Raw genomic sequence first — 21,473 nt, forward strand, 5'->3', positions numbered from 1 at the left:
GCTCAAGGACGCGCTCTGAAGGAGCGCGGGAGAGGCTGCGAGATCATCTGCACCCTGCGGGCCTCCCTGAATCGATTTGCGCGACTGTTCAGACTCGTTTTCCGCTGATTTGGGTATCACACCACGATGCGTTGAAAAAGGGTCTGAAGGTGGAGGCACGAGCCGACGGAGGGGGATCATCTTGATCCCCCCACCTGCAGCGTGTTCGTGGATCTGCGAGGGCGCAGGGCGATGCGGAACGTGTGGGATCGGGACGATCCCACTCCTCCGGAGCGCTGGCTGGCCGCATGGAATGCTGGCTTTCACCCATGAGACCCGTTTTCAGCTGTGCGTGGTATCATACCACGAACTATTGAGAGCAGCTCCTTTCCCTGGCCGCCTCCAACGCACCGCCCAGCACCAGCCCAAAAGGGGCTGGGCCGACGCTTCAGAGCTGAGGCAGGGCCTCTGAAAAATGGCTCAAAAAAACACTCTCCGCATGCCGATGAGCGGACTTCAATTTCTTGAAAGAAGCCGCCTGCTGCTGACGCGAGCCATGTCAGATAAAGAAATGGGAAGTTTATGGATAAAGATAAAATTCCTGAGAGCTAAGAGATAGGCCAAGTCTCGGTCTAAGGCTCAAATTGGTCTTGTTCCAAAGAATGCAGTTCATTCAAACTGATCATTCTAGCTCAACCCATCTCATCCATTGGACGATGCATTCTGCCGCCCTCATGGCTCCGCACCCCAACTGTTTCCACACGTTCATGAAGGTCTCTCGTAAGCTGTTCAGTGTTCCCTCATGGAAGCGGTTCATCGTTTCCATTCTGCTCACCTGTCAGTTGGGGTCTGCGAGAGCGGCCACCTTCTACTGGGACGCAGATGCCAGCACTTCTGGCAACAATGTCGATGGTACCGGCCTCGGCGGCACCGGTTCATGGGATCTCACAACCTCAAACTGGTGGAATGGCTCGTCGCTCAGCCTTTGGCCCAATACCAGCTCGGACATCGCCATCTTCAGCGCGCCTTTTTCCGTGCTGCCCACCCTCAGCACCGTCACGCTCAGCCCTGGCATCACCGTAGGTCAGCTCTCCTTTCTTCGCAGCGGTTTCGCACTCACCGGCGGCTACTTCACTCTCGCCGGAGCCTCGCCCTCTCTGCGGGCAGCCTTGGGGGTTACCGCCACGATCGACAATCTGATTTTAGGATCCTCAGGCCTCACCATGCTTGGAGGAGGCACCATCCGCCTCATCAACACCTCCAGCTTCTACACAGGCACCACCACCATCGCCAATGGCTCCATCATCATCACCGACCAAGGGGCCCTCGGCAGCGACTCCTCGGCCATTGTGGTGACCGGCTTCAATCCCGTCATCGCCTCCACCAACCTGCGTGGCTTCGGTGGCGGTTCTTTGGTGCTCGACGGCTCCGGTGGTGGCATCACCATCTCCCGGGATCTGCTGCTCCAGGGGCAGGGACCCATTGCTGATCGCAGCGGCGCCTTGATCAGCACTGGCAACAACACCCTCTCCGGCACCGTCACCATGGGCGCACCGTATGTCGCCACCAATCTCAGCACCCGCATCATCTCGGCAGACGGCACGCTCTCCTTCACCGGCACGCTGAACGTGCTCGGCACGGCGGCCACGACCATCAGCACCCTGGGCGGCACCAATCAGGCAGGCGCAAGCTTTTACAGCGTCACCGGCGTGTTGACGGGCTCCGGAACGCTCGAGGGCAGCGGTGGCGGCACCTTGTTCCTCAATCCTTCGGACTCCTCCGGCTTTTCCGGCACCATCCGCGTCAGCGGCAGCGCCGCCAGCGGTCAGAGTGTGGTCCGCATCGACTCGCCCAATGTCCTCGGCAGCCGCACCGCAGGCACCACCAGCGCCGTGCTCGACTTGAACGGCGGCATCCTCGCTGTGCTCATGGACGCCCCGGAGGTCAAGGTCTCCAATGGGTCGAACGCCAATGTCTATTTCCGCGCCGCCAGCACCATCTACGCTGACCACACTCCAAACAGCTCCGTCAAAGATCAGACCGTCGCCTTCGGCAATCTGTCTTATGAAGACGGCATCACCCTGACCTTCAACAGCCGCAACGGCTACGGCATGAGCTTCACCACCTCTCCGGTCAACGGCGGCAACGGAGACACCACCATGGCGAACAATCTCCAGGGCGGCGCCCTGCTCACCTTCACCGGAAACTTCTGGAGCAACACCGAAAACACCGGCAACAGGACCATCACTCTCAGCGGCAACGGCAACACGCTCATCAATGGAAACATCATCGGTGCCTCCGCTGATTTTTCCCACAACCTCGTCAAATCCGGTTCCGGCACCCTCACCATCACCGGCACCGCCTCGACCCTCGACGGCACCGTCAGCATCAGCGGCGGCACGCTGGCCGTCAGCGACTGGCGCGCCATCAACAACAACACCGGCACCATCAACATCGGCAGCAGCGGCACTGCGGCGACTCTCAGCGTTGTCGGCAATAACGTCGCTCAGGCCAGTCTGACCACCAGCAAGGTCATCAATCTCGCGGGCACCACCGGCGGCGCCACCATCCTCGCCAGTCAGACCGGCACCAGTCCCGGCCTTGTTTTCAATGCCGACTTCACAGCCACCGGCGGCACCTCCTCAAATGCCAAGACACTCACCCTCGGTGGCTCCAGCATCGCTCAGAACACCATCAACGGCATCATCCCCAACAACGCCGCAGGCGGCCTCGTCAATCTCACCAAGGTGGACGCCGGCACCTGGGTTCTCGCAGGGGCCAATCTTTACACCGGCACCACCACCATCACCAATGGCATCTTGAAGCTCAAGGCCAACGCCGCAGCCTCCACCATCCTGGCCGACTCCTCGGCCATTGTCTTCAATCAGGTCAATCAGTATGCCGGCGGCACCCTGGAGTTCGTCGGCCAGGCCGGCACAAACAACGTCGAGACCCTCGGCGTGCTCACTCCCACCCTTGGCTCGGGCACCATCAGGCTCACCCCCGGCAGCGGTGGCACGGCCTCTCTCGTCTTTGACTCTCTCGGCACCGTGGGTGGTGGTGCCACGGTCAACATCGCCACACCCTCCGCCAGCAGCACCGTCTCATTCGCCACCACCGGCATCACCAACAACATCGCCAATGCCGGGCTCTTCTACAACGGTTCGGACTTCGCCTTCGTGCCCGGTGCCGGGCTCGCCTTGCGTGCGCCGGATTACACCAGCGACGCCGACTTCGCCACCAGCGCCACCGCTTTGACTTCGGCCAGGAGCAATGAAATCACCGGCAGCTTCAGCAATGCAGCCGTCACCATCGACTCCCTCAAGATCAATGGATCACGCATTCTCACCATGACCGGCCTCCTCACCATTCGCACCGCCGGCGCCACCAACGCCTCCGGTGGCATCATCCTCACGGGCGGCTCTGGCGCCATCTCCGGCACCGGCGTCACCACTGGCGGCACGGGCGTGCTCGTCATCAATGTGGACGGCGCGGCCAGCACGCTCACTCTCAATGCCCCCATCACCAGCACCTCCACCGGCGGCTTCACCAAAGTCGGTGCCGGCACGCTCATCATCGCAGGCCTCAACGCTCAGAAAGGGGTCAACTCGATCAACGAGGGCACGGTCCGTCTTGCCACAGGCGGTCGTCTGGGCATTGGCGACAACACCGCCACTCTCTCCATCCGTCAGGGCGCCGTCTTCGATCTCAACGGCGTGAACGTCATCACAGGCATCGATGACTTCAACAACAACGGCACCATTACCAACACCAGCGCCGCAGCCGTCACCCTCACCATTGGCGGCGGCAATGGCACAGGCGCCTCATTTGGCATCATCGACCAGACCAACGGCGTCATCAGCCTCACCAAGCTCGGCACCGGAGCCATGTCATGGAGCGGCCTCAGCACTTACACCGGCGTCACCACCATCGGCTCCACCGGGATCGTCACCGTGAACAATGTCGCGGACGGCGGCTTCGCCAGCGGCTTCGGCGCCGCCACCAGCGACGCCGCCAATCTCGTCTTCACCGGCACCAGCAGCACCCAGGCCTACGGCGGTCTCAGCTTCGCCGGTACCACCAATGATTTCACCGACCACCTCTTCACCTTCAACGGCGGCGCGGACGGCGGCGCCCGCATCCAGGCCAATGGCGTGAACAACGCAACGCTCAGCTTCACCAACACCGGCGCCCTGGCCTTCGGCTCAGCAGCCACAGGCAATGCCCAGGGCCTCGTTCTTGGCGGTGCCTCTTCCGGCGACAACCGCTTCTTCCCCATCATCAACGACAACGGTGCCGCCCGCACCTCCCTTTACAAGGCCGATGCCGGCGTCTGGTATCTCGAGGCCACCAACGGCTATTCCGGCGTCACCGAGCTCCGCGGCGGCGTTCTCTACGCGCAGGACGGCATCTCCCTCCCCACGGCTTCCAACCTCGTCTTCAACGGCGGCATCTTCGCCTCCACCGGCACGTTTTCCCGCACCATTGGCACGGCTGCAGGTCAGATGAGCTTCGCCGCCCCTGCCGCCAATACCGCAGCCTTCCGTGGCGGCTTCGCCGCAGGCGGCTCTCAGCTCATCATCGACTGGGGCTCCACCCCCGTCTGGGGCAGCACCCCGGGCTTCCTCGACAACCGGGACGGCCTCATCTTTGGCGCCGCCGTCGGCCAGACCCCGGTGGCCAAGTCCGACGTCCTCCTCGCCAGCGGCTTCTCCCTCGGCACCGCCTCGGGTGCCGGGTTCGGTCCCGGCTTGAGTTATACCCTCGCGCAAAACAGTTCCACCGTCACCGTGGCCTCCACCGCCGGCCTTGTCGTGGGCCAGTCCATCACTGGCACCAATGTTCCATCAGGCGCTTACATCGTCAGCATCAACAGCGCCACCACCTTCACCATCAGCGCCAACACCGCCAACACCAGCGGCATCGCTGGCTCCTACACCGACGGCCAGATCTACGCCTCCGCTCTCCGTGCCATCCGTGTGGATGACAACACCAGCATCGGCGCCGACTTCGCCACCATCAGTGGCGTCATCTCTGGCGACGCCGGCACCGGCATACGCAAGCTCGGCTCCGGCATCCTCGTGCTCAGCGGCGCCAACACCTACAGCGGCGAGACCAATGTAAACCAGGGAACCCTCGTCGTTGACTCTCTCGGCTCCAGCACCGGCACCGGCGCCACCAGTGTCGGCACCGAGGTCAACGCCAGCCTGAATTCCAACGCCATCACCATCGGCAACGGCGGCACCGGCGCTGCCATCCTCGAATATGTCGGCCTGGGCGAAACCTCGGACCGCAAAATCCGCCTCAACACCACCACCGGCAGCGCTCAGATCCACGCCGATGGCGTTGGCGCTCTCATCCTCACCAACGTCGCCAACGACATGGTCGCCGGCAACAAGGTCCTCCTCCTGCGTGGCGTCAACGCCTCCGGCAACATGATCACCAGTCAGTTGTCAGACTTCGGCGGCACCCTTGGCATTCAGGTGGACAGCTCTGCCATGTGGATCCTCACCAACTCCGCCAACAGCTACTCCGGCACCACCACCTTCACCGCCGGCTCCCTCGGCATCGGCGACGACCGCGCCCTCGGCACCAGCACCCTCGACTGGAGCAACGGCACCCTCTTTGCCTACGGTGCAGACCGCACCATCGCAAACGCCGTCCGTCTCATCAACAACACCACCACCGCCTTTGCTGGGGATTACAGCCTCACCACCACCAGCGCCTTTCAGCTGCTCAACTCCGCCAACAACTCCGGCCTCAACAACAACGTCGCCTCCGGCAAGGCGCTGACCTTTGCCGGTATTACCGCCAACGCCCTCAACGCCAACCGCGTCTGGACCGTCGACGGCTCCGGCACCACCATCATCAGCGGCGCCTTCACCACCACCACCGCGTTCGGCATCCAGCTCACCAAGACCGGAGATGGCGTCCTCCAGCTCGGCGGCACCGGTTCAAATTTCAGTCAAAACAACGCCACCGTCGATGTTGACCGCGGCACTCTCCGCATGGGGGCGGACAATGCCCTCCCATCCGGCGTAGGCTTCGGCAGCCTCGTGCTCAGCCCCGAGCTCGCCAATGGCGACACCGCCACCTTCGATCTCAACGGCACCTCCCAGACCGTCAACGGCCTCACCGCCAGCACCGACGGCACCACCGTCATCGACAACACCTCTGCCTCCTCCGCCTCCCTCACCTTCGGTGCCGCCGACTCGGCGGTCATCTACGGCGGGGGTGTCGGCACCTACGCCATCCAAAACAGCGGCGGCGGCGCCCTTTCCATCACCAAGACAGGTGCCGGCAGCGCCACCATTTCCAACGGCGTCTCCCTCACCTACACCGGTACCACCAGTGTAAATGGCGGATCCTTCACCATCGGCTCATCGCTCAATGGCACCACAGGCCTCAGCGTCACAAACGCATCCACCCTCGCCATCACCGGCGGCATCGCCGCTCCCGCAGCAGTCACCAGCGTGGTGGTGGACAGCGGTTCCACCCTCAACCTCCTCGACGGCGCTGGCAGCCAGCTCAATCACCTCACCCTTCTCTCCCTTGGGTCCGCCGGCGGCACCATGACCACCCTCCGGTTGAATGTGGGAGACGGCCTTGTCGCAGGAGACAACGCCAGCACCGACCTCCTCGGCCTCCTCTCAGGCGGCACTCTTCAGCTCTTCGCTGGCAGCAAGATCACCCTCAATCTCAGCGACACCGGTCTCAATCCCCTGCAGACCTACAATCTCATCTCCTCCGCAGACGGCGGCCTCATCACCGGACCCCTTGGCGCCAGCGACTGGATCCTCGGGCTCACCCCGGGTGGCTTCAGCTCCATCACCATCCATCAGACGGACACCCTCATCTCCATCACCACCGGCACCCTCATCACCGGCACCTCCTACTGGCGAGGGCTCTCAGACACCACCTGGAATGGCAGCGTCAGCAACTGGTCTCAGGACAAAGCCGGCACCATTGCCGCCCTTTCCACTCCGGGGCAGGGCACCGACGTCATCTTCCAATGGGACGCACCCACCAGCGCCGCCGTCTCCACCACCCTTGAGCAAAGCTTCAAGATCAACTCGCTCACCTTCGAAGCCGCCACAAACAGCGCAAACACACCCGTCTCCGTCACCATCGGCTCCGGCGCAGACACCTCCTACCGCCTCAGCATCGCCCCCCAGGTCGCGACAGATGGCATCAAAATCACCGCAGGCGGTCCTGCTTCGGTGAATATCACCGCTTCCGTTCGCATGGTCGCAAACCAGACCTGGACCGTCGCAGACGCCGCCTCCGTCCTCTCGCTCGGCTCTCTCACCGGCGAGGCCAATGTCACCAAAAACGGCGCTGGCAAAGTCACGCTCACCTCCGCCGCCGATCTCGCCTTCAACAGCACCGCCACTGCGGCGATCACCATCAACGCGGGCGCTTTGGAAATCCTCGATGCCACCGCCCTCGGCAGCAGGATCAACAGCAACCTCGCCACCATCACCATCGGCACCGGCGGTGCTTTCTATTACAACGGTGCCGCCAACAGCGCCGCCACCGGTGTGGCCAACAGTCTCACCCTCGCTGGCGGCACTCTCTCCGCAGGTGGCAATGCCGGAAACAACTACTACACCGGCACGGTGAATGTCAGCGCCGCATCCTTCATCAACATGCGCGGCTCCAATTCAGCCCTGCTCACCGCCACCCAGGGCAATGTGGTGCTCAGCGGTGCCGTCAGCGGCCCGGGCAGCCTCACCGTGGACAGCATCACCACCCTCTCCTCCGGCAATCAGCTCACCGGCACTCTCTACTTCCAGGCAGACAACAGCGCCTGGTCCGGCGGCATCAATCTCATCCGCGGAACCATTCAGACTCAGACCGTCACCGGCCTCGGCACCGGAAACATCACCGCCAGCATGGGCAGGATCCAGTTTGTCACCGCCGGCGGCACCACTTACAACCTCGGTCAAAACATCACCTTGGACGCTCCCGGCGGCATTCTCGAGCTCAGCGCAGACGCCTCCGGCACTCCCGTCAGCGACATGATCGTGAACCTCACCGGCACCATCACCATCGGCAGCGCCGCCAATGCAAACAATGCCCTCCGCATCACCCAGGCCTCCGACAACTTCAGCATCATCAGCATCAGCAACGCCATCGTCCTCGGCAACAACGCCAGCATCAGCTACCAGGGCTCCGCCGTCAGGCCTCTCATCATCTCCGCCGCCATCTCAGACGGCGGCATGGGCTACAGCCTCGCCATCAATGACGAGCTTGGTGTCTGGAATGTGACCAGCCAGACCGTCCGTCTCACAGGTCTCAGCACCTTCGGCGGCGGCATTTCCCTCAAGGAGGGCACTCTTGAATACAACACCGTCTCCGCCATCGGCGGCGGTCCCAGCAGCCTGGGGCAGGGGAGTTCCATCAGCTTCATCGGTGCCTCCACCCTCCGCTTCATCGGAGACACCAGCCAGTATACAGACCGCCTCATCTCCACCACCGCCAGCGTGACTCTGGACGCCAGCGGCACCTCGGGCGCTGTCATCACCTATGCCGGCGCCATCACACAAGGCACCGACAACAGCCTCAATCTCACCGGCACCGGAGAGGGCGTCATCAGCGGCGGCATCTCTCAGCCTGTCGGCACCTCAGTGGCGGACATCAATGTCAACTCCGGCATCTGGACCCTTCAGGGCAGCACCGCCACCATTGCCGATGACGTCATCGTCACCGGCGTCGGCACAGTCCTGAATCTGAGCACCACCGGCGTGCTCGCCGCCTCCAATCCGGCTGGCACCAGCAGCGGCCTCTATGCCCGCACCGGGGCGGTCATCAATCTCTATGCCAATGATGTCAACGGCATCGCCAACAGCGGCGGCCTCGACTTCATCATCCTCGGTGACACCGGCGGTCCTCAGGCTGCGGTCCTCAATACCAACACCTTCGGCATCTCCACGCCGCGTCTCGACGTCGGCCAGCGTGCTGACGGCCAGGTCGGCCAGATCGACGGCACCGGCACCGTCACCGTCCTTGGTGGCGACATCAACCTCTACAACGGCACCGTCAGCGCCAGCCTCGCCAGCACCGGCTCGACCGCGCTCGAAAAATTCGGCCTCGGCACCGTCACTCTCAAAGGCAACAACAGCGGACTCGCCTCCACGGGCAGCTCCATTCTCTATGAAGGCACCCTCGTTCTCGACTACACCGCCAGCAACACCACCAAGCTTCGCGCCGCCTCCACCCTCGAAATCCTCGGCGGCAATCTGGTTCTCGTCGGCAATGCCACTTCGGCCACCAGCCAGACCGTGGGCGGCACCACTCTCGACGGCAGCGCCACCAGCGACAACGCAGGTGCCGCCACCATCACGCTCAGTCCCGCCTCCGGGCAGGACATCCTGCTGAACCTCGGCGCCATCACCCGCACTTCCACCAACCGGGATGGCACCATCCGTTTCATCCTCCCCACCGGCGCACAGACCGCCACCAATGGGTTCATCACCTCCACGACCAATGGCACCCAGGGGCTCCTCGGCACCAGCGGCTTTGCCACCGTGGACGATGGCACCGGCGTCTGGTTCGCCACCAACGCCACCAACACCATCGGCGGCAACATCGTCGCCCTCATCTCCACCGTCAAAAACGACGTCACCACCTGGGCCGTTGGCGACCACGTCACCGATGACACCACCGGCTTCAGCGGCTCCGTCCAAGGGCTCTCCATCAACAGCCTCCGCTTCAACGCCGCGTCGGGTTCGGATCTTCAGATCACCTCCACCGGTGTCCTCAGTATCGCCAGCGGCGGCATCCTCGTCACCTCCAGCGTTGGCGGCACACCCAGCATTCAGGGCGGCATCCTCGCCTCGGGCGTCACCGAGCTCATCATCACCCAGGACAGCGCCCAGACATTCACCATCAGCTCGGACATCCGCACCAATCAGGCCGTGACCAAGTCCGGCACCGGCACCCTTCTCCTCACCGGTAACAACGTTTACACCGATGAAACCGAAATCCTCCAGGGCGTTCTTCAGGTGGCTGGCGGCAACGCCATTGGCGACAGCTCCCTCGTCTCCCTCAGCGCCTATCTCGACACCACCCTGCAGCTCCTCGATGACGAGACCATCGGCCGCCTTTCCGGCGGCCAGCGCGCCACCAATTCCGACAACGGCACCGTCGCCGTGGGCACCCACACGCTCACCATCAATGAAGTCTCCAGCACCACCTACGCGGGCTTCTTCACCGGCTCCGGTGGCATCGTCAGGCTCGGCGCGGGCAATCTCAATCTGACCAACATCAGCACCGGCTTCTCAGGCGTCTTCACCGTGGCTGGCGGCACCCTTCAGCTCAGCGGCATCGGTCAGGTCAATGCCTCCACCTTCCGTCTGGGCAAAGGCGGCGCTCTGCTGCTCGACAACAACGGCACCACCCGCTCCGGCACTCGCATTCTGGACACCACCGGCATCACGCTCGACTCCGCAGATGGCACCTTCAGCGGCCAGACCATCGTGCGCGGCCTCGCCATTCGCACCGACCAGGGCGCCACGACCAGCGAGACCATCGGCAATCTCAATTTCGCCTCTGGCGCAAACTACCTCAGCGGTGAAACCACCAACTCCACCGGCACGGGCATTGCCTCCATCACCGCTGAAGACTTCGTCCGTCTAAACAATGCCACCGTCAGCGTCCGTGGGCGTTCCTTGGGCCTCACCACCGGCAGCCGCAACCAGTTCCTGATCGGCAACGCCGCAAACCAGACCGCCTTCATCGGCACCCTCGTCGGGGGCGGAGGCCTCGCAGGCAGCACCAGCATCAGCATCGTGCCCTGGGCTGTCGGAGAGACCACCACCGGAGCCCTCACCGCCGCCAATATGGGCAACTCGCTCGTCACCTACGTCAGCGGCGCGGGTTTCCGTCCGCTCGATTTCGCCACCGAGTACACCACCTTCTCCTCCTCTGCTGCCACCAGCAATGTCCGCGAATCACTCTCCGCAGACCTCACCGGGCTCAGTGGCAGGGCCATCAATGCGCTCGTCTTGAACAACGCCGCCACAGCCGCTCTCAATGTCACCGGTTCCGGCTCCGGCCAGACGCTCGGCGTCACCAGCGGCGCGCTGCTCTTCACTGTCACGGGGGCCACCGCAAACACCGCCTACACCACCACCCTCGGCGGCTTCGACGGCGGCATCACCGTGGGCAGCACCAACGAGTATGTCTTCAGCGTCATCAATCCCAGCTCCTCCAACAGCCTGACCACCGGTTCCACCACCCTGGGCAGTTCGGTCGTCACCGTGGCCAGCACTGCCGGGCTGCAGCCAGGCATGCCGGTCTTCGGTGCCGGCATCGCCCCCGGTGCCGTTGTCCTCAGCGTCACGGATGCCACGCGTTTCGTCATGAGCATCCCCTCCACTTTGAGCACCAGCAGCCAGACCTATCAGTACGCCACTCTCGAAAACCTCACCGCAGTCATCAGCTCTCCGCTCGCTTCCGTCGCAGACATCACCAAGTCGGGTCGCGGCACCCTCATCCTCAGTGGCGCCAATACGGCAGGTGGCGGCGCCCGCAGGACCACCCTCAATGAGGGCGTCCTCCAGATCTCCTCCCTCAGCAGCATTGGGGGGTCTTCGGGCGCTCTGGTCTTTGCCGGCGGCACGCTGCGCCTCGCTGCCGGGTTCACAGACGACATTTCCCTCCGCACCATCACCTTCCTTCAGGGCGGTGCCATCATCGACACCAATGGCAACGACCTCTCGCTTTCTCAGTCGGTCGGTTCGGGCCTCGGTGGCCTGACCAAAGCAGGCGCTGGAAATCTCACGCTCAATGCGGCCGCCACTTACACCGGCGCCACCAATGTCTATGGCGGCACGCTCACCCTCGGTGCGGACAATGCCACCGGCCTCGGCGGGGATCTCAATATCTTCGGCGGTGCCACGCTCGACATGGTCGTTTACCGCATTTCCGCGGGCTTGGTCTCCTTTTATGGGGACAGTCCCCTGATTCTCGGCTCCGGCACGATCACCGCCAGCTCCGGCTTCTTCTTCGTCAACACCGGTGACATCAGCATTGACACCAGTCTGGCCGGGGCTGGTGGCCTCATCAAGACGCAGACCAACACCCTGACCCTCACCGGCCTCAGCACCTTCACCGGCTCGGTGGAAGTCCAGGCCGGCACTCTCAGCTTTGCTTCCATCACCAGCGTTGGCGGTGGTCCCAGCTCACTCGGCAGCGCCGCCACCGCAAAGGACGGCGTCATCCACATGGGCCTTTCCACCGCCGCCACCACGCTCATCTACAATGGCGGCGGCAGCATCAGTGATCGCACCATCGGCATGCAGGGCACCACCGGCGCTGTCACCTTGGACGCCTCCGGCACCGGTGCCCTCGTCCTTGGCGGCGTTCATTTTGAAACCGCCGGAAACAAGACTCTCACCCTCAGGGGCCTTTCGGACTCCTCGCTCGCCAACACCCTGGGAAGCATCAGCGAATACGGCCTTGGCGTGCTGACCTTGGTCAAGTCGGACACAAACACCTGGGTCCTCGGCGCTGCCAGTTCCTACTCCGGCGCCACCAGCATCAATGACGGCATCCTGCGCTTCACCGCAGACCAGAATCTCTCGGGCGCGCTCAACTTCGGCAGCACCAATTCCATCACTACCGCAGGCACCCTGGATCTCTCCACCGCCAGCGCCACCTTTGGCGGGAACATGCTCGTGCAGACGGACTCCCCCTCCGCCATCAGCCGTCTGCTGCTCGGAGCCTCCGAAGTCCTGACAGTCAATGGCAACGTCACCATCGGCACCGCCCGCGCCGCTTCGACCAACACGCTCTTCACCGCCAGCGGCGGCGGCTCCCTCGTCGTCAGCAATTCCCTCACCAACGGCGTTTTTGCCGTCGGCGGTGCCACATCCGTCGCCAGTGTCGGAAACAGGGCCGTCGCAGACCTCAGCGGCCTGGGCAGTCTGATCATCTCCCTGGACCCGCTCACCGGTGTCGTTCGCGTCAACCCCACCAATGGTAACAATGTCAGTGACAAATATTCCGTCCTGATCCTTCCCTCCACCGGCGCCGGTTCCACCACCATCACCGCCAGTCTCCTCAATGTCGGTGACAGCTCGCAGAACAACAATTCCGTCGGCCAGGTCAATCAGCTCGTTCTGGGGTCTGGCTCCAATGCCTTTAACGTCAACACCGTCAACGTCGGCACTGGCGGCCGTGACATCGGCTCCATCTCCTTCGGCGGCGTCACCGGCACGCTCGTCCTGCGTGCTGCGGACGGCACCGGCCGTGTGGCGTTCAATATGGGAACAGGCTCCGCCAACACCGGCGTCGCCGTTCAGACTGGAAACCGGGTGGATCTTTCCGGACACACTGCCGACCTCCTGGTTAGCACTCTGACCATCGGCGGACAGAATCGTAACACCGACCGCTCAGACACCTTCATCTTTGACACCGGCACACTGGATGCCACTGCGGTTGTCGTGGGTGACAACGGAGGCACGGCAAACGCGTCGGCCGCCAGCAACACCTGGACCAGCACCCTGAATATTGGCGGCGGCACCACCACCATCGGCAGCGGTGGTCTGGAGATCGCACGCGGAGACACCGCTGTCACCGGGACGGATGCCCTCGTGGGCGTCGTCAATATCAGCGGCGGCACCGTCACCATCGCAGACAGCGCCGGCCTCGGCGCGGCGGTGCGGATCGCCAGCAACTCCATTGCCACCGGCCTGACCACCACTGGCAGCCTGAACATCACCGGCGGCAGCGTGACCATTGCCGGCAAAGTGATCAAAGGGACCGGCGCCGGCGCGGGGTCTGCCACCGTCACTCTCGACGGCGGCACCCTTGACATGAGTGGCAGCACCATCGGCACCTCGGCTGCGGCAGTCTCGTTTGTCACCAGCTCCGGCACCCTCAAAAATCTCGCCGAGCTCAATGGTGGCGGAGCCTTCACCAAGACCACCTCCGGCACCCTCTACATGGGAGGTGCAAACTCCTACACCGGCAGCACCACCGTCAGCGCCGGCACCCTGCAGTTCCTTCTGGAAACCGCATTCTACAACAACACCCAGGCAAGCTGGACGGCCACCAACTTCACCGTCAGCAGCGGAGCCACCGCCGCCTTCAACGTCGGCGGCACCGGTGAGTTCACCGCCTCGGACGTCGATGTCATCAAATCCCTCGGCACCGGCACCGGCGGTTTCCTCAACGGCTCCGCCATCGGCCTCGACACCACCAACGCCACCGGCGGCAGCTTCACCTATGACGGCGTCATTGCAGACACCAACAGCGGCGCGAACAGCGTGGGTCTCAAAAAACTCGGTGCCAACACCCTCGTCCTCACCCAGACCAGCACCTACACCGGCGCCACCACCGTCGCCGCAGGCACCTTGCAGGTGGGAGATGGCTCCGGCGGCGCTCTCGCAGGCTCCGGCACCGTCACGGTCAGCTCCGCTGCCACACTCTCCGGCTCCGCCAGCATCGCCGGGGCCACCGTCATCACCAGCGGCGCCGTTCTTGCCCCCGGCGTTGGTGCCACAGACACCAGCAATCAAACCCTCACTTTCACAGCCGCCGGTACAGCCCTGGACGTGCAAAACGGCGGCCAGATTCAGCTCAGCATCACCTCCAGTTCGCAGGTCGATGCCGCCTTCGACTTCTCCACCACCGCCCTCACCTATCTGAATACCCACGGCGGTGCTTCCGGCACCGCTTACACCACCATCTGGAACCAGTCCGGAGACTACGACAGCATCAGGCTCACCAACGGCACCTTCAATCTCGGCGTCACCGCCTCAGGCACCGTCACCGTCATCGGCAACTCCGCCACCCTCACTGCAGGCAGCATCTTCAAGCTGCTCGACTGGTCCACCGTGGGCACCGCCGACTCCCTCGCCGGCAGCGGCGGCTTCACCCTCGCGGATCTCAACCTCATCGGCATCTCGCCCGGCTCCGGCCTCTCCTGGGACACCAGCGCCTTCACCACCTACGGCGTCATCGTCGTCGTCCCCGAGCCCTCCCGCATCCTCCTCCTCTTCCTCGGCCTCTCCACCCTCCTGCTCCGCCGCCGCAAATCCATCTGATTCCAGTGGCGGTTTGATAGCATGTCGCCCGCCCCATTTGGACTGCGGTTGCGCAGCGGGGAACGAGCGCAGCCACCGCTTTCCGCAGGCCGGTCAGCTTGATGATGCCACATGCAGTTGAAAAAGAGTCCAGGCTGCGTGCAGCCAATGAACGTGATGCTCCGCAGGTGTTTTGCGATCACATCAGGGCTCTGGAGGAGAGGGATCGTCCCGATCCCTCACGCTTTCACATCGTCCAGAGGGCGCGAACATCTCAGTCGCTCCAAACGGAGGGATCAAGATCATCCCCACACTCATCACCGCCCTACTTCCATCAGCGTCGGCAGCTTGTGCAGCGGCGTAAACTCATTCGCCGTGCCCCCCGCCGCCGCTTTCACCGCCTTCGGATCACTCGATTTCAAAAAGCGGAACAGCTCGCTCTCCGTCGTGAAAATCATCGTCGTGTCCGCCGTGATCAGCGTCTTGTACGTCTCCATCGTCTTCAGAAACTCAAACAGCTGCGCCGCCTCCGGCGTCTGGTTGTACGCCTTCGCATAGATCTCCGTCGCCTTCGCATCCGCCGCGCCTTCCAGCTCCTGCACCTTGCGGTACGCTTCAGACTCGATTGTCGCTAGGTCACGCTCCCGCTCCCCGTTGATCTTCGCCGCCTCGCCCTCGCCTTCCGCACGGTGCAGCTTTGCGATCTGCTCGCGCTCAGAAATCATCCGCTGATGAATCGACTGGCTCACCGAGGGGTCGTAGTCGATCCGCTTGAACCTCACATCCAGCAGCTTGATCCCATACCCTTCGATCTTCGGGATCGCATTCTTCAGCACCTCCGCCTCCAGCTCCACCCGCCCGTGCGTGATCGGTGGCAGCACCCCGATCCGCAGGTCCGCCGTGGACGGCACCGTCCCGCTTCCGCTGCTCGTGTTCGACACATCACGCACCGCCTTGCGGTCCTTCGTCGTCCTCACCGCCTCGATGAAATCATGCTTCGCGATCACGATGCGCGTCTCGCTCGCCAGGATGTCATCCAGCCTTGAAAGCGCCCGCCGCTCATCCGTCAGTTGCCGGAAAAACACCAGCGGATCACTGATCTCCCACCGCCCAAACACATCCACTACCACGATCACCTTGTCCTTCGTCGTCATGTTCGCCGAGGGGCCGTCCCACTCCAGCACCCGCTTGTCCAGCCGGTTCACCGTTTGGATAAAGGGCGTCTTCCAGTGCAGCCCGGCCTTCTTCACCGGCTCGCCCACTGGCATGCCAAACTGCGTGATCACCACCTGCTCCGTCTCGCTCACCGTGTAAAATCCGGAGCCCGCGACGATGCCCAGCGCTAGGACAACAATCAAAATCAGAGACGCTTTCATTATTTGGCAGGGGTTGTTTGGCGCAGATTCATCAGCGGCAGGAAAGACGAGGCCTTGTCATCTAGGATCACCTTGCCCGGCACCTGGGACAGCACATCGCTCATCGTCTCCAGGTACAGGCGCTTCTTCGTCACCTCCGGTGCCTTCAGGTATTCCGTCAGCACCGCCTTGAAGCGCGCCGCATCACCCTCGGCCTCGTTCACACGCTTCGCCGCATAGCCCTCTGCGCCCTTGATCTTCTGCTCCGCCTCGCCGCGCGCCTTCGGGATGATCTGGTTGTAGTTCCCGCTCGCCGTGTTGATCGCGGACTCCTTCTCCTGCTTCGCGCGGTTCACATCGCTGAAGCTCGCCTGCACATCCGCAGGCGGGTTGATGTTCCCCAGCTGGATCTGGTCGATGTGCACACCCATGTTCAGCGCCGCCACCAGCTCGCGCAGCCGTTCGGCACACTTCGCCTCCATCTCCTGCCGCCCGATCGTCAGCACCTCGTCCACCGTGCGGTCCCCCACCACCTCGCGCATCACCGCCTGGGAGAGGTCTCGCAGCGTCGGCAGCGGCTCGCGGAAGTTGAACACATACGCCACCGGATCGCTGATATGGTACTGCACCACCCACTCCACCAGCGCCGTGTTCAGGTCACCCGTTACCATTGTCTTCTCACCCTCCTGATCACCGTAGTCCGCATACTGGTACGGATTCGTCGCGCCTCTCGTGGAAAAGCCAAACTCCAGCTTCTGCTGCCGCAAAATCTCCACCAGCGTCATCGTGTCGATCCCCCACGGCAGCTTGAAATGCAGCCCCGGGTTCTCCGTCTTCAGGTAGCCCCCAAAACGCTGCACCACCGCCACCGACTCCGCCGGCACCTGGTACACCCCCGAGAAAATGCCGACAGCCACAAACAGCCCCACCAGCCCCGAGAGGATCAGGCGCGGATTGATGCGTATCTGCGGCGCATTGGGAAAAGGTCGTACCTCGCTCATGCCACGAGGCTACCGCATTCCCCCGTCACGGCAAAGCCTACTTCATTCCAAAGTCCGCCACATATTGTTCCACGATCACCTTCAGCTCCGGCGGCTTCGGCAGGCCAATCGCCTCCGCGCGCGCCCCATCCACCTGCTGCGGCCAGTTGTCCACGATCCCCTGAATCCGCGCATCAAACGCATCCACGATCGGTCCCAGCTTGATGCCTTTCTCCGCCGCCACTTCCTGGATCACCTTCTCCGCAATGTTCGGCGTCACCCGGTGCGCAGGCAGCACATACGCACGGTCCTTGCCCAGCTTCTCCTCAGGCACCTCGCTCAAAAAGATGAACGACTCGATCACCGTCCGGTACCCCGTCATCGGGTGCGGCTGGTCCCGCCGGATCGGCAGCATGCACGGCTCACCATTCAGCGGCTCACGAAACATCCCGCTCGCCCAGCTCGAAGCCGCCGCATTCGGCTTGCCCGGCCGCACGATCACCGTCGGCAGTCGCACACTGCGCCCGTCAAAGTGCCCTTTGCGCGTGTGGTCGTTCACCATCATCTCACACATCGCCTTCGTCATCCCGTAGGTCGTCTGCGGCAGTTGCTTCGTCAGGTCAGACATCAGCTGCGACATGTCCAGCCCGCCATACACCGCCACACTGCTCGCAAACACCACCCTCGGCCGCCCTTCCGCCACACGCGCCGCCTCAAACACATTGCGCCCGCCTTCCAGGTTCACTCGCATCGCATCATCAAAGCGCTCCTCGCACTCCCCGCTCACCATCGAGGCCAGGTGAAAGATCACGTCAAACTTCGCCCCCGTCGCCGCCAGCACCGTCGCACGGTCGCCAATGTCACCTGTGATGTGCTTCACCCGCGCATCCGTCGGCTCTCCACGAAAAAACGCATCCAGCAGCACCATCTCCGTGATCGCCTGCCCGCACCACGTGCCGCGTTCCAGGAGTTTCTGTGCCAGCTGAGATCCAAGGAAGCCGCCGCCGCCGGTGATGATGATTTTCATGGTTGAGTAGGGAAGGGTTTGCCATCAGGCACCGCCTGATGTGAGTTCGCCCCGACATGAGCAAGCCACTCGCAGGACACAAGATCGGATTCGTCGGACTCGGCAACATGGGCCGCGCCAATGCACGCCACCTCCATGAAGCCGGAGCCGACGTCGTCGTCTGGAATCGCAGCCCCGCCCCCGCAGAGGCCGCCGTCGCCCTCGGCATGCGCCGCGCCGCCTCCCTCCCCGAGCTCGCCCGCGAGGTCGGCCCCGGCATCATCTGCATCAATCTCACCATGACCGACGTCGTCGAGCAGGTCGTCTTCGGCCCCGGCGGCCTCATCGAAGGCCTGCACCCAGACGCCCTCATCATCGACTTCGGCACCACCGGCGTCCCCGAGACCAAAAAATTCGCCGAGCGTGTGAACTGGGTCGACTCCCCCGTCTCCGGCGGCCAGGTCGGCGCCGAGGCCGGCACCCTCACCATCATGGCCGGCGGCAGTGAGGCCAATTTCCAGCGCGCCCTCCCCATCTTCCAGGCCGTCGGCAAAAACATCACCCACCTCGGCCCCGTCGGCAGCGGTCAGGTGACAAAACTCGCCAATCAGCTCATCGTCGCCCAGACCATCGACGCCGTCGCCCAGGCCCTCCGCCTCGCCGAACTCTCCGGCGTCGATCCCGCCCTGGTAAGAAAAGCCCTCCTCGGCGGCTTCGCCGAAAGCCGCATCCTCGATCTCCACGGCGACCGCATGGTCCGCCGCGACTTCGCCCCCGGCGGCCGCGCCACCCTCCAGCTCAAGGACGTCCGCCTCATGTCCCAGCTCGCCGACTCCGTCGGCCTCGACTCCCCCACCCTCAAAAACTCTCTCGCCCAGTGGGAAAAATTCGTCCACGAAAAACACCTCGGCGACCTCGATCACTCCGGCCTCTTCAGGTTGTATGAGTGAGCTAGTCAAAGATGACCGTCCAATCACGGTCCTCCTCGGTCCCCGCGCCACGGATGACTCCGTAGCCATCTGGCGCGTCTGCGTTGCCAATCATTGGCCTGTCCACCGCATCCAGGCCTGGCGCGTTCCCGAAGAACTGCGCTCCTGTCCAAACAGCATCATCATCTACGGCGAGCCCCTTTTCGCAGAGGCCGTCGCCGATCAAATGGACCTCGCCCTCCTGGAACCTTCCATCGACTGGCTCACCACCGTCCCTCAGAAATACCTCTCTCGTCAGATCGAGTTCATGACACTCGGCAGCGCTCGCCTCTTGGACTCACCGGCCTTTGTCAAACCTGCCGACGGCAAGATCTTCGAGCCTCGCGTCTATGCTTCTGGCAGCGACCTACCCTCCGAAGAGCAGGTAGATCAAGACATCCCCGTCCTCCGTTCCGGCATCATGGACTTCCGGCTCGAAGTTCGTTGCTTCGTTTTGAATCGCAAGCTCATGACCATGAGCCCTTACTGGAGGGAAGGGGAGCTCGCCCGATCCGCAGACGACCAATGGCCGTGCCTCCTTCACGAAGAAACCGAGGCCCGCACGTTCGCTGAACGCATCTTGTCAGACCCAACCGTCCCACTCCCACCCGCCTGCACTCTGGATGTCGGTAAAACCAGCGACGGCACCTGGGCCATCATCGAGTCAAACCCATGCTGGGGTGCCGGCCTCTACGGCTGCGATCCCACACAAGTCCTCCAAACCATCCGCGCCGCCATCCTGCCCAGGTCAGAAGTCACCGCATCACATCATCCCTGGATTTCAAAGCGCAAAACCGTGTGAGCGAAATGCATCACCTGTCCCCATCGAGCAATGATCAGCGCATCCAGCCTTCAATCTTAAAGTTGCGCTCCAGCAGCTTGCGTTCACCGCTGTGATCATCGGGTTCAAACCAAACCTCGAATCGCGCGCCGTAATATTGCTCCCAGTCGCCTTCATAAATGGTGAAGTGAGTCTCTGACAAAAACTGCTCGGAAGGGTCGTCCGACCAGCCGATCCACTCGTTGGTGGCCGTCTTTAACCGATCTTCGGATAGACGGTAGTTTCGGGTGATCTCAAATGCTTTGAGATAGACTCTTCCTGGCGCTCCTGGATTGCAGCGAATTAGGGCATTGTAGATACCTCCTTGTCCTGACAGCTCGATGGAAGCAGCGCCTTTCAAGATAGATCCCACAGGCAAAATCTCGCGCCCATGACTCCAATCTGGAGCGTCGAGCAGCGTTTTGAATTCTCGATCGAGTTCTGCCGCCGCTGCCGTGCTTATCCGCCGCTCCCGCGCATCGCTTTGTTCAAACAACTCCACCAGCACATCTTCCACAGGAATGATCACATGACTTTGCCAGAGTTCGTTCCCGCGCTGAATCTCGACAGGCGTCAGTACATCGGGCGCAATGCGTTGGGCACCCCGTGCCCACGCTTCTCCTGAAAAGCCCATGGTGGTGCGTGACTGGAATCGCGAGGTATCTCTGTCAAAACGAGAATAGTAGCCGTGAAGTGTAATCTGCCATTTGTCTCCCTTCATCCAGCGCCTCGTGGCAAAACGATTGCCATGTTCTTCGTAAACCCTCCAGCCCGGATGCGCTGCAAGATAGCGATCTAGCAACACCGGATGATCCTTTCTCAATCGCGCCAGCGACGACAGGTGAAAAATCGCATCTGCCTTGTCATTGCCGGGTCGTTCCATGGACTTTCTGATCGCGGCTTGAAAAGTATCGGCCGAGTTTCCCTCTTCAATCTCGAAATCGGATGAGTTGTCAGGCTCTGAGAGAGCGACCCCTTCCGGCAGCTTCAAATTGTCCGCGAAGCCATCTTTCGAGTCACCAAACATTCCGGAGAAAAGGCTGACTCCAATGGCAATAAACAACGCAATCCCCAGCAGAAACAGCAGCCCGAGTGCGCCAAAGCCTCTGCGCGTGCGCTTTTGAAAAAAGCTGACGATGGAAAGGCCGAAAAACCAGAGCAGTCCCCCCAAATAAATGAATCCAAATGCTTCGCCAACCCATCGGAAGGACCGGCTTATGGGGTAGGGGTAGAATGCAACGCATAAACCTGCAAAGGCAACCACGAACGGCAGCCATAGAAGTTTAAAATTGGAAGACCGTATAGGCTGGGCGGCTTGGTCACTCATGGT

The 21,473-nt window shown here is 62.6% G+C and carries 7 protein-coding genes; 3 read left to right on the plus strand and 4 right to left on the minus strand.

The window, feature by feature from the left end; all coding sequences use genetic code 11:
• Window positions 1–746: 746 nt before the first annotated feature.
• Complete coding sequence (locus ACZ5WW_RS17015) at window positions 747–15,035, plus strand: beta strand repeat-containing protein (RefSeq protein WP_377166076.1); 14,289 nt, start codon at window positions 747–749, stop codon at window positions 15,033–15,035.
• A 296-nt stretch (window positions 15,036–15,331) separates the two neighbouring features.
• On the opposite strand, the gene hflC is transcribed toward ACZ5WW_RS17015, so the two are convergent.
• From hflC to ACZ5WW_RS17030, 3 genes are read right to left on the minus strand one after another with little or no spacing between them, the layout of a single operon-like run.
• The gene (hflC, locus tag ACZ5WW_RS17020) at window positions 15,332–16,390 is read right to left on the minus strand and encodes a protease modulator HflC (RefSeq protein WP_377166074.1); all 1,059 of its coding nucleotides are present in this window, start codon (window positions 16,388–16,390) and stop codon (window positions 15,332–15,334) included.
• The gene (hflK, locus tag ACZ5WW_RS17025; protein WP_377166072.1) at window positions 16,390–17,370 is read right to left on the minus strand and encodes an FtsH protease activity modulator HflK; all 981 of its coding nucleotides are present in this window, start codon (window positions 17,368–17,370) and stop codon (window positions 16,390–16,392) included. Before hflK ends, hflC begins: the two co-directional genes overlap by 1 nt.
• A gap of 37 nt (window positions 17,371–17,407) precedes the next feature.
• Window positions 17,408–18,376: an NAD-dependent epimerase/dehydratase family protein gene (locus ACZ5WW_RS17030; RefSeq protein ID WP_377166070.1), complete on the minus strand. Its 969-nt coding sequence runs from the start codon at window positions 18,374–18,376 to the stop codon at window positions 17,408–17,410.
• 56 nt (window positions 18,377–18,432) lie between these two features.
• Between ACZ5WW_RS17030 and ACZ5WW_RS17035 the strand changes: the two genes are divergently transcribed.
• A complete protein-coding gene (locus tag ACZ5WW_RS17035) occupies window positions 18,433–19,305 on the plus strand; it encodes an NAD(P)-dependent oxidoreductase (protein ID WP_377166068.1) in 873 nt (290 codons plus the stop codon).
• Window positions 19,298–20,125 (plus strand): ATP-grasp domain-containing protein, encoded by an 828-nt coding sequence (locus ACZ5WW_RS17040; RefSeq protein ID WP_377166066.1) that lies wholly within the window; start codon window positions 19,298–19,300, stop codon window positions 20,123–20,125. The genes ACZ5WW_RS17035 and ACZ5WW_RS17040 overlap by 8 nt, the downstream gene beginning before the upstream one ends.
• A 34-nt stretch (window positions 20,126–20,159) precedes the next feature.
• Here ACZ5WW_RS17040 and ACZ5WW_RS17045 read toward each other — a convergent pair whose 3' ends face one another.
• Window positions 20,160–21,470: a hypothetical protein gene (locus tag ACZ5WW_RS17045; RefSeq protein ID WP_377166064.1), complete on the minus strand. Its 1,311-nt coding sequence runs from the start codon at window positions 21,468–21,470 to the stop codon at window positions 20,160–20,162.
• Window positions 21,471–21,473 lie beyond the last annotated feature (3 nt).

The sequence above is a fragment of the Prosthecobacter fluviatilis genome, from assembly GCF_055388355.1.

What these genes read in the sequence shown, in the direction of transcription:
- hflC (WP_377166074.1), bottom strand. Translation starts at nt 16,390, where the DNA reads ATGAAAGCGTCTCTGATTTTGATTGTTGTCCTAGCGCTGGGCATCGTC.
- ACZ5WW_RS17030 (WP_377166070.1), bottom strand. Translation starts at nt 18,376, where the DNA reads ATGAAAATCATCATCACCGGCGGCGGCGGCTTCCTTGGATCTCAGCTG.
- ACZ5WW_RS17040 (WP_377166066.1), top strand. Translation starts at nt 19,298, where the DNA reads ATGAGTGAGCTAGTCAAAGATGACCGTCCAATCACGGTCCTCCTCGGT.
- ACZ5WW_RS17035 (WP_377166068.1), top strand. Translation starts at nt 18,433, where the DNA reads ATGAGCAAGCCACTCGCAGGACACAAGATCGGATTCGTCGGACTCGGC.
- ACZ5WW_RS17015 (WP_377166076.1), top strand. Translation starts at nt 747, where the DNA reads ATGAAGGTCTCTCGTAAGCTGTTCAGTGTTCCCTCATGGAAGCGGTTC.
- hflK (WP_377166072.1), bottom strand. Translation starts at nt 17,370, where the DNA reads ATGAGCGAGGTACGACCTTTTCCCAATGCGCCGCAGATACGCATCAAT.
- ACZ5WW_RS17045 (WP_377166064.1), bottom strand. Translation starts at nt 21,470, where the DNA reads ATGAGTGACCAAGCCGCCCAGCCTATACGGTCTTCCAATTTTAAACTT.